At 65.4% G+C, this 15,738-nt stretch carries 1 protein-coding gene; it reads left to right on the forward strand.

Going from position 1 to position 15,738, the window contains the following annotated elements; all coding sequences use genetic code 11:
* Positions 1–15,728 (forward strand): BapA/Bap/LapF family large adhesin (locus ACOKCT_RS13290; RefSeq protein WP_420193556.1); only part of this gene is annotated, 15,728 nt, incomplete at its 5' end.
* Positions 15,729–15,738: the final 10 nt, after the last annotated feature.

Consider the following 15,738-nt stretch of genomic DNA (forward strand, 5'->3'; position numbering starts at 1 on the left):
GTGGTGGTGGTGGTGGCGGAAGTAATGGCGACGGTGACGGCGGCATTGATAACGGCGGTGGCAGCGACAACGGCGGGAGCCCCAACCTCCCGGGCAGCCCGAACGACACCACCCCGCCGGGCGCACCCGCCAACCTCCGATTCTCAGCAGATGGCACCCAGCTTAGCGGGAGCGCCGAACCCAACAGCACCCTCACCGTTACCGATGCCAACGGCAACGTCATCGGTCGGGGCCAGGCCAACGGCAACGGCGAATTCACCGTCGATCTCGGCAAGCCTTATACCAACGGGGAAACCCTGACCGTCACGCCAACCGACGGCGCAGGCAACGTCGGCCCGGGCACCCCGGTGACCGCCGCAGATACCACCCCACCCGCAGCGCCAGTTGTCGCCAGCGTGGTCGATGACGTGGGCAACGTAACCGGGTCGCTCACCAGCGGCCAGACCACCGATGACGCCCGCCCTACCTTTAGCGGCAGCGGCGAACCCGGTGCCACTATCACGATTTACGACAACGGCAACGCCATCGGCACCACGCAGGTCAACAGCGAGGGTAGCTGGACCTTCACCCCGGCCAGCGCGCTGGGCGAAGGGGCGCATCAGATCACCACCCGGGCCACCGACGGCGCGGGTAACACCGGACCGGCCTCCCCGGCCTTCAGCTTTACCGTGGATACCGTCGCGCCGAATGCGCCATCCGGCGTGACGGTGAATGACACCACCGGCACGATACAGGGAGTCATTGCCGCCGGGCAGACCACTGACGCCAACCGCCCTTCCCTGAACGGCAGCGGTGAGGCGGGCAGCACCATCCGGATTTATGATAACGGCCAGCTCGTAGGCGAGACCGTTGTCGGCGCAGACGGCACCTGGAGCTTTACTCCGGAGACGCCCCTTGCCGACGGGCCACACTCCCTCACCCTGACGGAAACGGATCTCACGGGCAACACCAGCGCCCCCTCCGAGCCGTTTGCTTTTACCATCGACCGTACACCACCGGACCAGCCAACCATTAGCCTGATCCCGGGCGGCACCGAGGTCGTCGGTACCGCCGAGCCGGGCAGTAACATCATCATCACCAACGGTGCCGGGGACGAAATTGGCCGCGGCACTGCCGATGCCAACGGCGACTTCACGATCCCCCTCGACGAGGCGCAAAACGAAGGCGATACCCTCAACGTGGTGGCCTCCGATGCCGCCGGGAACCAGAGCCAGCCCGCCACTGCGGTGGTGGGGGATGTCACCCCGCCTGACGCGCCAACCGATCTGCAAATCTCCCTGAATGGCGCCACCGTTACCGGTAAGGCGGAGGCGGGCAGCACCGTCACCATCCGCGATGGCGACGACGTGATCGGCAGAGGGGTGGCGGACGCTGACGGCAACTTCAATATTCTTCTCAGCACCCCAAGGCTCAACGGTGAGGCACTGGCGGTTACCGCCACCGATGCCGCGGGCAATACCGGGCCGCAGGGCACCGTTGCCGCCCCGGACGTTACCCCGCCCGAGGCGCCGATTATCAACAGCGTGGTTGATGACGTGGATGATGTTACTGGCCTGGTTCTCGAGGGTCAGATCACCAACGACACCCGTCCGGTTATCACCGGCACCGGGGAACCAGGGAGCACCATTTACATCTTAAGCGGCGACGTTGTGGTCGGTTCTGCCGTAGTGAATGCGGACGGCAACTGGTCAGCGCAAACAGAGCTGGGTGCGGACGGCGGCTACGTCCTGCGGGCGGAAGCGGTGGACAGTGAAGGCAACCGCAGCGGCCCGTCCAACACCTGGAGCATTATTCTCGATGCCACCGCGCCGGGTACGCCTGCCATCGTCCAGGTGATCAACGATCTGCCTGACTCCGCTGGCGTGATTAATAACAACAGCGCCACCAACGACAACCGCCCTACCCTCTACGGCACCGGTGAAGCCGGGTCGACCATCACTATTCTGGTGGATGGCGTGGAGGTGGGCACCGCGCAGGTGGGCAGCGGCGGCGAGTGGAACTTCACCCCGGCGACGGCGCTTGAGGATGGGGAGCACGCCATCACGGTGGTGGCGAAAGATACCGCCGGGAATAACAGCGCCGCCTCCGACGCCTTTACGCTGACCGTTGATACCACCGCCCCCGCCGCCCCGGTCATTACCCGGGTGGCAGATAACACCGGCAGCGTGCAGGGTGATGTGGGCAACAACGTGCCCACCGACGAAACCCGTCCGGTGTTCTACGGCACCGGCCCGGCGAACGCGCAGATCGCCCTCTATGAAGGCACCACTCTGCTGGGCACCACCACCAATGCGCAGGGCGAATGGAGCCTGCAAGTGACCGTCCCGCTGGGGAATGGCACTCACACCATTACCGCCACCGTCAGCGATGCGCTGGGCAACACCGCCACCTCGGAGAGCTTTAACCTGGTGGTGGATACCCTCGCCCCGAACACTCCGGCGCTACCGGAGATCACCGTCAATCCTGACGGCGGCGAGGAAGCGATCCTCACCTCCGGCGGCAGCACCCGCGACACCACCCCAACCCTGAGCGGTACCGGTACGGAAGGCGACATCGTCACCATCTACGACGGCACTACCAAAATCGGCGAAACCACCGTCCAGCCAGACGGGAGCTGGAGCTGGACCCCGCCAGAAGGACTGCCTAACGGCACCTACGATCTCAGCCTGACCGTGACCAACAAAGATGGCGCGGGCAACGAGAGCGCCCCGTCGCAGCCGGTGAGCATTACCATCGATACCGACGCGCCGGATCAGCCTGCCGCCCCGGTAATTACCGATAACGTCAGTGAAATTACCGGCCCGGTTGGCAACAACGGCGCCACTAACGATACCCGTCCGGTACTGAGCGGCACGGGCACGCCAGATGACACCATCAGCATCTACGACCAGACCGCCACGGGCAACGTCAAGGTGGGCGAAGCGGTGGTCGACATCAACGGCAACTGGAGCTGGCGACCTGATGACGAGCTGGCCCAGGGGCAGCACAGCTTTACCGTGACCGCCACCGACGAGGCGGGTAACGTCTCGGCGATCTCAAACACCATCACCGTGACTGTCGACAGCGAGGTACCGGCGATCCCGGTTATCAGCAGCGTGGATGACAACCTCCCGGCGGGCGGCAGCAGCAACGACAATACCCCGACCGTCACCGGTACCGGCGAAAACGGCACCACCGTGATCCTTTACAGCAACGGCGTGGAGGTCGGACGCAGCCTGGTCACTGACGGCAGCTGGAGCATCACCACTCCGGAACTGCGAGATGGCCCGACTATCCTGACCGTGGCGGCGGTGGATGCTGCCGGGAACGTCAGCGGCGCGGGCAACGATTTTGCCTTCACCATCGACACCCAACCGCCAGGTAACCCACAGCTGCTTGCGATCTCTGAAAGCACCCTGGCCGGTGGCCAGCTTTATGTGAACAACGCCACTCCGACCCTGAGCGGCAGCGGTGAACCACTCAGCACCATCACCGTCGTTATCGACGGCAACGCCGTAGGCGAAGTGCAGACCAATGCCGATGGCCAATGGACGTTGCCGCTGCCCGAGGGCACCACGCTGAGCGATGCCAGCCATACCATCACCGTGGTGGCGCGCGACGCGGCGGGTAACACCAGCGAAAGCACGCCGGTTAACCTGATCGTTGATACCCAGGCACCGGGCGTGCCGGTGGTGACCGGAATTGTCTCCGGCGGTACGCCGCTGACTGGCACTGCCGAAGCGGGTTCCATTATTACGGTGACCGGCCCGGGCAACGTGGTGCTGGGCACCGGGGTCACCAACGCCCAGGGGCAGTTCTCCGTCGCCCTGACCCCGCCGCAAAGCGACGCGGTCACCCTGAACCTGACCGCCAGCGACGTGGCGGGCAACACCAGCCTGCCGGGATCGTATGACGTTCCGGCTACGCCAGCGCTGCCGGAGGTGCCGGTCATCAACGAGATTGTTGATGACAACGGTACCGGCGGCAACGTTAAAGGCGGCAGCTCCAACGACACCACCCCGACCCTCACCGGCACCGCCATCCCGGGCAGCGAGGTGACACTCTATCTCGACGGCAGCACCACGCCGCTGGGCACCGTCACCGCCGACGCCACCACCGGCGCCTGGTCGTTCCCGATTGAAACTGCCCTGGATGAGGGCAGCCATAGCTTCAGCGTCACCGCCACCGTTGACGGCCAGACCAGCGGCCTGTCGCCGGAGGCGACGGTCAATATCGATATCACCCCGCCATCCGCCCCGGCGTTCGGTAGCGTGGTGGACGACGTGGGCCCGGTTTCGGGCGCCATCGTCAGCGGCAGACCGACTAACGATGATCTGCCGACCTTTAACGGCACAGCGACGCCGGGCGACGTCATTACCCTCTATGCAGGCGACACCGTGCTCGGTACGGCAACGGTGGGCAACACCGGGGCCTGGAGCATTACCCTCGCCCAGCCGCTGGATGATGACACCTACAGCCTGACCCTGACCGCCACCGATCCGGCGGGCAACGAAAGTCCGCGCTCGGCACCGTTCACGCTGGTGGTGGATACCAGCGCGGGCGAAGTGCTTATCACCGGCGCTAACGACAACGTCGATCCGGCCAGCGGCAACGTGGCTAACGGCGGCAGCACCAACGACAACACCCCTACCCTCTCGGGCACCGCGGAGGCGGGCAGCAGCGTGGCGATCTACGATGGCATTACGCTGCTGGGTACCGTCACCGCCAGCGCCACGGGCGCCTGGAGCTTCACCCCCACCCGCGTGCTGGCGGAAGGTCAGCACAGCTTTACCGCAGTGGCTACCGACAGCGCGGGTAACGTCAGCCCGGTATCCGGTGCTTACACGCTGTTCGTGGACATGACCCCACCGGCCACCCCGGTCATTGTCAGCGTCAACGATGATGTGGAGGGCAGCACCGGGCCGCTGACCAACGGCCAGGTCACCAACGACACCCGCCCGGAACTGACCGGGACCGGCGTGGCGGGCAGCACCGTGCATATTCTCGATAACGGCGTGGAGATCGGCACCGCCTTAGTCAGCGAAAGCGGCAACTGGAGCTTTATCCCTGGGACCGATCTGACACCGGGCTCGCACGATCTGCGCGTCAGCGCCACCGATGCCGCAGGCAACCTCTCGGGCACCTCACCAGCCTTCACGCTGAACGTGGATACCGCCGCCCCGCTGGCGCCAGTGGTGATCACCGTAGTGGATGATGTCGGCGCGGCCACCAGCACGCTGGCAAGCGGCGATACCACCAACGACACCCGTCCAACCTTTACCGGCAGCGGCGAAGTGGGTGCCACGATCCGTATCCTTGTTGACGATCGGGAGATCGGCACCGCGGTGGTTAACGCCGCGGGCAGCTGGACTTTCACGCCCGATCAGCCCCTGGAAGAGGGCACCCGCAGCATTCGCTTTACCGCCACTGACGTCGCCGGAAATACCGGGGATGCCAGCGAGCCGTTTGTTCTGACGGTGGATACCCAGGCGCCAACGGCGCCGACCCTCACCGCCATCAGCGATAACGTCGGGACGATCCAGAACCCGATCACCACCTCCGGCCAGACCACCGACGACACCACCCCGACCCTGAGCGGCAGGGCTGAAGCCAATGCCACGGTGGATATTTATGACAACGGCGCCCTGATCGATACCGTGCAGGCCAACGAAGCGGGTGACTGGACATACACCCCAGACCAGGCGCTCAACAACGGCAGCCATACCTTTACCACCCGCGCCACCGACGCGGCGGGCAACGTCAGCGAGCTCTCGCCGGGCTTCACCCTGATTGTCGATACCCTTAAACCGGTAGCCCCGGTGATCGCCCTGGCCCAGGATGACGTCGCCCCGGGCACCGGCGCGCTCGCCAGCGGAAGCAGCACCAACGACACCCTGCCGGTGCTCACCGGCACCAGCGAGCCGAATGCCCGGATACAGATCTTTGAAGGCGAAACCCTGGTGGGCGTTGGCGTGGCGGATGCGCAAGGAAACTGGACGGCCACGCTCACCGAGCCGCTCAGCGATGCTCAGCACAGCTTCAGGGCGGTAGCCATTGATGCCGCGGGCAACGCCAGCGATCCATCCGCCGCCTTCACCCTGACCGTCGATACCCAGCCGCCAGCGGCGCCGGTACTGGTTTCGGTCACTGATGATGTCGGCGCCGGAGGCATCCTCGACAACGCCCAGCTGACCAACGATGCGAACCCGACGCTGCGCGGCACGGCAGAGGCGGGCACCACGGTGAACATTTACGACGGCGCCACCCTGCTGGGCACGGCGCTCGTCGGGGCCGACAACGCCTGGATCTTTACCCCGCAGAGCCCACTGGGCGACGGTCTGCACACCCTGACGGTGACCGCCACCGACGCGGCGGGCAACGTCAGCCCGCCGACCAGCGGATTTGTGATCAACGTGGATACCATCGCGCCGCCAGCGCCTGCCATCGTCTCGGTTGTGGATGACATCGGTTCGGTACAGGGGCCTGTTCTCAACGGCAACCCGACCAACGATACCCGTCCGACCCTCAACGGCACCGCCGAAGCGGGGGCCATCGTGCGTATTTACGACGGCGACACCCTGGTGGGCGAGACGATCGCTAACGCCGAGGGCCAGTGGACCCTGGCGCAGACCACCACCGCTCTCATCGACGGGGTGCATAACTTCACCGCCACCGCCACCGACACTGCGGGCAACCTCAGCGCGAGGTCACCGGTTACGTCGATCACCGTTGACACTATCGCCCCGGGCGCGCCGGGCAGCTTCACCGTGCTCAACAACGGCAATACCCTCACCGGCCAGGGCGAAGCGGGCAGCACCATCACCGTGCGCGATGGAGACACGGTGATTGGCACCGGGGTCGTTGACGAGACCGGCAACTTCTCCCTTACCCTCACCACGCCAAAACAGAATGGGGAACTGCTGACGGTAACGGCAACCGACCGGGCCGGGAACACCGGCGCGGAAGGCCAGATCGTCGCTCCGGACACCACGCCGCCTGCCGTTCCGGCGATCACCGACGTGGTGGACAACGTGAGTGCGTATACCGGCACCATCAATGACGGGCAGACCACCAATGACAACACGCCACTGGTGCGCGGCACCGGCGTTGCCAACGCCACTATCCTGCTCTACAGCGGCACGGATCTGGTTGGCACCACCCAGGTCAGCGCAGAGGGAACCTGGGAGATCCAGCTGACGGCACCGCTGCCTGATGGCGGTCACGTTCTGACCGCGCAGTCGGCGGACGCCGCGGGCAACAACAGCGCGCCGTCCAACAGCTGGAGCATCGTAGTGGATGCCACCGCCCCGGACGCCCCGGTCATTACCCAGGCGATCAACGATCTCTCCGGCAGCCCGGTTGCCATCAGCAATAACGGCGCCACCAACGACAACCAGCCAACCCTGAGCGGGACCGGGGAGGCGGGCACCACCCTCAGCATTCGGGTGGACGGCGAGGAAGTGGGTACTGTCCAGGTGGGCGCGGGGGGCGAATGGACCTTCACGCCGCCGGAGGCGCTCGGCGAGGGGCTACGCGTCATCACCGTGGTGGCGACCGATGCCGCCGGGAACACCGGTGAGCCGTCCGCCGCCTTTAACATCACTATCGATACCGTACCGCCAGCCGCCCCGGTCATCACCCTGGCCGTGGACAATACCGGCAGCGTCACCGGCGACGTGCTCAGCGACCAGCCGACCGATGAGAATCTGCCGCTGATCCGCGGAACGGGTCCGGCGAACGCGCAGATTAACCTCTATGACGGCACCACCCTGCTGGGCACCGCCACCACCAGCGCGACGGGAGCATGGAGCGTACAGCTCACCACGCCGCTGGGGAACGGCACCCACGCCCTGACCGCCACGGTGAGCGATGCGGCGGGCAACATCGCCACCTCCGGCACCTTTAACCTGGTGGTGGATAACGTGCCGCCTGCCACGCCGGAGATTCCGGCTATCACCGTCAACCCGGACGGCAGCGGCGAGACCCCGCTTACCGGTGGGGGCAGCACCCGTGATACCACCCCAACCCTGAGCGGGACCGGGAATGAGGGGGATCTCGTCACCATCTATAACGGTACCACCCCTATCGGTGAAACCACCGTGCAGCCGGACGGGACCTGGACCTGGACGCCGCCTGCGGATCTGCCTAACGGCACCTACGATCTGAGCCTGACCGTGACCAACAGCGACGGCGCGGGTAACGAGAGTGCGCCATCCCAGCCGGTAAGCATCACCATCGATACCGAAGCGCCAGAGACGCCAGCGCTGCCGGTGGTGACGGATAACGTCAGCGATATCACCGGCCCGGTAGCCAACAACGGCGCCACCAACGATACCCGTCCGGTGCTGAGCGGCACAGGCACGCCGGACGACATCATCACCATCTATGACGAGACCCTCAACGGAAACAATCCGGTGGGCGAAGTGGTGGTCGACATCAACGGCAACTGGACGTGGCGTCCGGACCTGCCGCTGACGGAGGGCACCCACAGCTTCACCCTGACCGCCACCGATCCGGCGGGCAACGCATCGCCGGTATCTGGCAGCATGACCGTCACCGTTGACAGCGTCGTGCCAGCGATCCCAACTATCGGCATCGTGGATGACAACGTCGGTCCGGTCACCGGCAACATTACGGCGGGGGGCAGCAGCAACGACAATACCCCAACCGTCACCGGTACCGGAGAGAACGGCACCACGGTGATTCTCTACAGCAACGGCATTGAGGTGGGACGCGGCCAGGTCACTGACGGCATCTGGAGCATCACCACTTCGGAACTGCGAGATGGCCCCACCACCCTGACCGTGGCGGCGGTGGATGTTGCCGGGAACGTCAGCGCGGCGGGGAGCGACTTCGCCTTCACCATTGACACCCTCCCTCCTGCCATCCCGCAGCTGCTGGCGATCTCCGACAGCACCCTGGCAGGCGGCCAGCTCTACGCCAACAGCAGCACCCCGACCCTGAGCGGGACCGGGGAGCCGCTCAGCACCATCACCGTCTCTGTTGACGGACAACCGCTGGGCGAGGTGCAGACCGACGCCCAGGGCCAGTGGACGCTGCCGATCCCTGACGGCACCCCGCTCTCCGATGCCCCGCACACCTTTACCGTGGTGGCGCGGGATGCGGCGGGCAACACCAGCGAAAGCACGCCGGTTAACCTGATCGTTGATACCCAGGCGCCGGGTGCGCCGGTGGTGACCGGGATTGTCTCCGGCGGTACGCCGCTGACCGGGACCGCCGAAGCGGGTTCCATCATTACGGTGACCGGCCCGGGCAACGTGGTGCTGGGCACCGGCATCACCAACGCCCAGGGGCAGTTCTCCGTCGCCCTGACCCCGCCGCAAAGCGACGCGGTCACCCTGAGCCTGACCGCCAGCGACGTGGCGGGCAACACCAGCCTGCCGGGATCGTATGACGTTCCGGCTACGCCAGCGCTGCCGGACGTGCCGGTTATCGACGCCATCGTGGATGACAACGGCACCGGCGGCAGCATCAACGTCAAGGGCCTGAGCTCCAACGACGCTACGCCAACCCTTACCGGCACGGCGATCCCGGGCAGCGTGGTGACCGTTTATCTCGACGGCAGCACCACGCCGCTGGGCACCGTCACCGCCGATGCCACCACCGGGGCCTGGACGTTGCCGGTTGCCACCGCCTTGAGCGAAGGCAGCCACAGCTTCAGCGTCACCGCTACCGTCGACGGCCAGACCAGCGGCCAGTCGCCAGAGGCGACGGTGAATATCGACCTCACCCCGCCTGCGGCACCTGCTCTGGGCACGCTGGTGGATAACGTCGGCACCGTCACCGGTTCAGTGGTTAGCGGTACCCCGACCAACGACAACCAGCCAACCCTGAACGGCACGGCGACACCGGGGGATGTAATCACCATTTATGCCGGTGATACCGTGCTCGGCACCGTACCGGTGAGCGCAACCGGAGCCTGGAGCTTCACCCCCGCCGAGCCGCTGGCGGATGGCACCTATACCCTGCTCCTCACCGCCACCGATCCGGCGGGCAACCAGAGCCAGCCGTCGGCACCGTTCTCACTGGTGGTGGATACGGTGGTGACACCACCGGTTATTACCGGAGCGAATGATGACGTCGGGCCGGTGACCGGCAACGTGGTCAGCGGCGGCAGCACCAACGACAACACTCCGACCCTGACGGGCACCGCGGAAGCGGGCAGCAGCGTCGCCCTCTATGAAGGCACCCGTCTGCTCGGCACCGTGGTCGCCAACGCCAGCGGGATCTGGAGCTTCACTCCGACGGTGGTGCTGCCGGAGGGCCAACACAGCTTTACCGCCATCGCCACCGACCTGGCGGGCAACGTCAGCGTAGCGTCCGGGGCCTATACCCTGACCGTGGACATCACGCCACCGGCGACGCCAGTCCTGGTCAGCGTTAATGACGACGTGGCGGGCAACACCGGCGTACTGGTCAGCGGCCAGATCACCAATGACGCGCGTCCGGAACTGACCGGGACCGGCGTGGCGGGCAGCACCGTGCGCATTCTGGATAACGGCCAGCAGATCGGCACCGCGCTGGTGGACGGCAGCGGCAACTGGCGCTTTACCCCGGACACCGATCTGGCCCAGGGGCCGCACGAGCTGCGCGTCAGCGCCACCGATGCCGCAGGCAACGTCTCGGGCACCTCTCCAGCCTTCTCCCTGAACGTCGATACCGTCGCGCCGCTGGCGCCGGTGCTGGCAAACGTGGTGGATGACGTCGGGACCCTTACCGGCACGGTGAACAACGGCGGCATCACCAACGATACCCGCCCAACCTTTAACGGCACCGGCGAAGCGGGCTCGATTGTCACTATCCTTGTGGATGGAGAAGCGGTCGGCACCGCGGTGGTTAACGCCGCCGGGAACTGGACCTTTACCCCTGACACCGCCCTCGCCGAGGGGCTGCGCAGCGTCACCTTCACCGCCACCGATCCGGCGGGGAACACCGGTCCTGCAAGCGCAGCCTTTACCCTGACGGTAGACACCACCGCCCCGGCGGCACCGACCATCCTGGCCGCCGCCGATAACGTGGGCAGCATCCAGACGCCGCTCACCGTTTCGGGCCAGGTGACCGACGATCCGACCCCAACCCTGTCCGGCCAGGCGGCCGCCAGCGCCACGGTGACGATCTATGACAACGGCGTGGCCCTTGGCACCGTACAGGCCAGCGCCGCCGGGGAGTGGAGCTTTACCCCGGCCACGGCGCTCGGTAACGGCAGCCACACCTTCACCGCCATCGCCACCGACGCGGCAGGCAACCTCAGCGAAGCCTCGGCGGGGTTCACGGTGATTGTCGATACCGTCAAACCGCTCGCACCGGTGATCGCCCTGGCCCAGGATGATGTCGGCAGCATAACCGGGGCACTCCCCAGCGGGCAGCGCACCGATGACACCCTGCCGGTGCTCACCGGGACCAGCGAAGCGAACGCCCGGGTGCAGGTGTTTGAAGGCGATATCCTGCTGGGCACCGCCACCGCGGATGCCAGCGGTAACTGGTCGATTGCCCTGACCACCCCGCTCACCAACGCCACGCACAACTTTACAGCGTTGGCGACGGATGCGGCGGGCAACGTCAGCGATCCGTCCAATACCTTCAGCCTGACGGTAGATACCCAGCCGCCAGCGGTGCCGGTGCTGGTCTCAGTGGTGGATGATGTCGGTGCGGTGACAACCCTCACCAGCGGCCAGCTGACCAACGATGCGAGACCGACCCTCAGCGGCACCGCGGAAGCGGGCGCGACGGTGAGCATCTACGACGGCACCCTGCTGCTCGGCAGCGTGGTGGCCGATGCCAACAGCGCCTGGAGCTTTACTCCAACTACCCCGCTGGCGGATGGCCTGCACACCCTGACGGTGACCGCCACCGACGCGGTGGGCAACGTCAGCCTGCCGACCGCGGGCTTTACCGTGAATGTCGATGCCACCGCCCCGGCTGCGCCTGTCATTACCTCGGTAGTGGATGACGTCGGCTCGATCCAGGGCCCGGTGATCAACGGCAATCCGACCAATGACACCCGTCCAACCCTCAACGGCACCGCCGAAGCGGGCGCAATAGTGCGCATCTACGACGGCACCACGCTGGTAGGCGAGGTGACGGCCAACGCCCAGGGCCAGTGGACGCTGGCGCAGACCACCACCGCCCTCACCAACGGAGTACATAACTTTACTGCCACCGCCACCGATGCGGCGGGCAACCTCAGCGCAGCATCGCCGGTCACCGCCATCACCGTCGACACTATCGCCCCAGGGGCACCGGGCGGCTTGACTGTACTGGAGAGCGGGGGCCGGATTAACGGCACCGCCGAGGCGGGCAGCACCGTCACCATTCTCGGCACCGACAACGTGACCGTGTTGGGCACCGGCGTAGCCGACGCGTCCGGGCGCTTCAGCATCGCGCTCTCCACGCCGCAGGTGAACGCCGAACTGCTGCACCTCTTCGCCACCGACCGGGCCGGTAACGTGGGGCAGACGGTGGATCTGCGGGTGCCGTACTCGGTGATCCCGAATCCGCCAGTCATCACCAGCGTCAACGACAACGTGGGCAGCATCATTGGCAATCTGCTCAACGGGCAGCGCACCGACGATACCACCCCAACGCTGACCGGGACCGCGCAGCCGCTCTCCACCATCACCCTGTATGACAACAATGTGTTGTTAGCCACGGTGACCACCAACAGCGCCGGGGTCTGGACATACACCCCAACCGTGCCGCTGGGTAATGGCCCTCACGCCTTTACCGCCACCGCAGGCAATGCGGTTGGCACCAGCCCGGTGACGCCGCTGAGCTCGATTGTCGTGGATACCGTCGCCCCGGGCACGCCGCAGGGAACCTTTAACGCCGACGGCAGCGTTCTGAGCGGGACCGCCGAAGCGGGGAGCACCATCACCCTGCTGCTGAGCGATAACAGCGTGGTGACCACCACCGCTAACGCCCAGGGCAACTGGAGCTACACCTTCCTCGACAGACAGTCCGAAGGGGAGCGAATCACCCTTTCCGCCACCGATGCGGCGGGCAACACCTCCGCCACCGGTACGGTGATTGCGCCAAACCTGCCGCTGTCCGCGAGTGACAACGTGGTAGGGCTGGCCCTGACCACCAACGCCACCACCAGCACCGCCCAGTACAGCGACTACGGCGTGCAGCTGGTGGGCGGCGTCGGCAACGTGCTGTCGCTGCTGGGGGAGAATTCCGCCCAGGTGACCTTCACCGTACCGACCGGCGGTAGCGCAGATATGGAGATCAACGCCAGCGCCACGGGTATCGTGCTCTCCCTGCTTAACACCCTGGAGATCATTGTGCAGCGCTGGAACGGCAGCTCCTGGACCACCGAAGTGGATACTGGCCTGCCGCAGTTCGCCAACCTGCTGACCCTGGGTGCCAGCGGCGTGACCCTGAACCTGGCCGGTCTGCCGGGCGGGCAGTATCGTGTGCTGAGCTACAACACCAACCTGCTGGCAACCGGGTCATACACCAGCCTGGACGTGGACGTCACCCAGACCACGGCTGGTACCCTGTCCGGCACGCTGGTGCAAAACGGTAACGTCATCACCGATATCGATCCGGTGAGCGGCAGCGACAGCGCGCCAAACGGCACGGTGGTGACCAGCGTGACCAACGCCAACGGCGTCACCGTCAACGTGGCGGCAGGGGCGGCGGGCACCACCATCAACGGGCTGTACGGCACCCTGACCCTGCACACCGACGGGAGCTACACCTACACCCTGACCAACACCAGCGCCTCGGTGCTGGGCCGGACCGACACCTTCATCTATAACATCGCCGGCAAAGGGGCCACGGACGACGCCCGCCTGGTGATCACCCTGGGTGAGAACACGGTGCGCAACAGCGTGACGGCGGTGGACGACACCGCCTCCCTGACCTTCGGCACGCAGGTACAGTCCATCGACTACGGCCCGTCAAGCCAGGGCGGCTTTACCGTGGTGGGGGTTAACCTCGGCAACGTGCTGAACCTCAACCTGCTGGACGATCGTAGCGAGACCATGAAGTACAGCGTGGCGGAGGGTACCACCCGCACCATGACCATCCAGAGTAGCGTCGGCGGGGTGGCCCTGGCCTCGGTGTTTGACCTCTATATCTACAAGTTCAACCCGGCAACCCAGAGCTACGAGCGGGTACGCACCGAGGCAGGCTGGCTGCGCGCGCCGCTGCTGGGTGGCACCTCGGCACCGCTGACCCTGACCCTGCCGGCAGGGGATTACATCTTCCTGATGAACACCGTCTCGGGGATCACCGCCCTGACCGGCTACCGTCTGAACGTGCTTGAGGACCACGTTTATGCCGTCACCAGCACCACCGCCAGCACCACCGGCGACGTGCTGCAAAGTGACATCGCGCCTGCGGGCACGCTTGTCACCCAGGTGAACGGCGTTAACGTGAACGCCACCGGCACCACCCGCATCGAGGGAGAGTACGGCACACTGCTGATCGACGCCCAGGGCAAATATACCTATACCCTGCGCGCCGGGGTGGGCGCCGACCAAATCAGCACCCCGGACAGCTTCATCTACACCGTGACGGCACCGAATGGCGATAAGGACACCGCCTCCCTGAACATCACCCCGACACCGGTGGCGCTGGATGCGGTGAACGACGTCAGCCGCGAGCTGGTGGTGGATACTACCCCGCAGGTTGCCGCCTACCGCGATGACACGGTGGGTAACGCAACGTGGAACGCCGCCCTGCTGGCCCCAACCTCCCGCAGCGGCAGCGGCACGTTTGTGGTGGACGCCAACACCGCCCTGCATGACATCGTGCTCCACTTTAACGTCGCCTCCCTGCTGTCGTTGGGCGGGCTGAACGTAAACTGGACCATTACCGGGGGAGGGGTTTCCAGAAGCGGTTCATTCAATGGCGGCCTGCTGTTGGGTGGCGTGGCGACCATTAACGTCACCGGTCTGGATCTGGACGCCGGGACCTACACCCTGAGCTTTACCGGCTCCATGGGGCCGCTGGGAGTGGGCCAGATCTCCATCACGCCATACGTCACCGGTACTACCGTCTACCTGAACAATGAGCTCACCACCGCGGGCCACACCGTCACCGGCAATATCTTCGACGGGACGGATTCCGGCGGCGTGCTGGATCAGCTGCACTCGGTAGACAGCCGTCTGAGCATCACCGGCTATAACGGCACCACCACTACCCTCGATCCGTACACCACGGCCAACGCTACCGCCAACATTCAGGGGCATTACGGGGTGCTGAACATCGGAGTAGATGGTCACTACACCTACACCCTGAACAGCGGCGTCTCGCTGGCCTCAATGACCACGAAGGAGACCTTTACCTACAAACTGACCGGCGATAACGGCACGACCGACACCGCCACCCTCACCATCAACATGGCACCGAAGTTCGTCAGCACGGAGCATAACGATACCTTCACCGGTAGCGCCTATGGCGACACGCTGATTTACGAAGTGCTGAACAACACGGCGGGGAACGGGACGGCAGGCAACGGCGGTAACGACCACTGGACCAACTTCTCACTGGCGCAGGGAGACAAGATCGATATCAGCGATCTGCTGGTGGGCTGGAACGGAAGTAGCGCGACGCTCGGTAACTATTTGCACGTCACAAATAGCAATGGCAATACCGTGATCTCCGTCGACCGGGACGGAGCGGCAAATATTTACACGAATACTACACTGGTAACACTGGATAACGTTCAGACAACTTATGAGGAGCTGGTTAACCAGAATCACATCATCACCGGTTAGCGCTAATAAC

This window comes from Leclercia sp. M-A074-M (genome assembly GCF_965195605.1).
In the GTDB taxonomy this organism is placed as follows: domain Bacteria; phylum Pseudomonadota; class Gammaproteobacteria; order Enterobacterales; family Enterobacteriaceae; genus Enterobacter.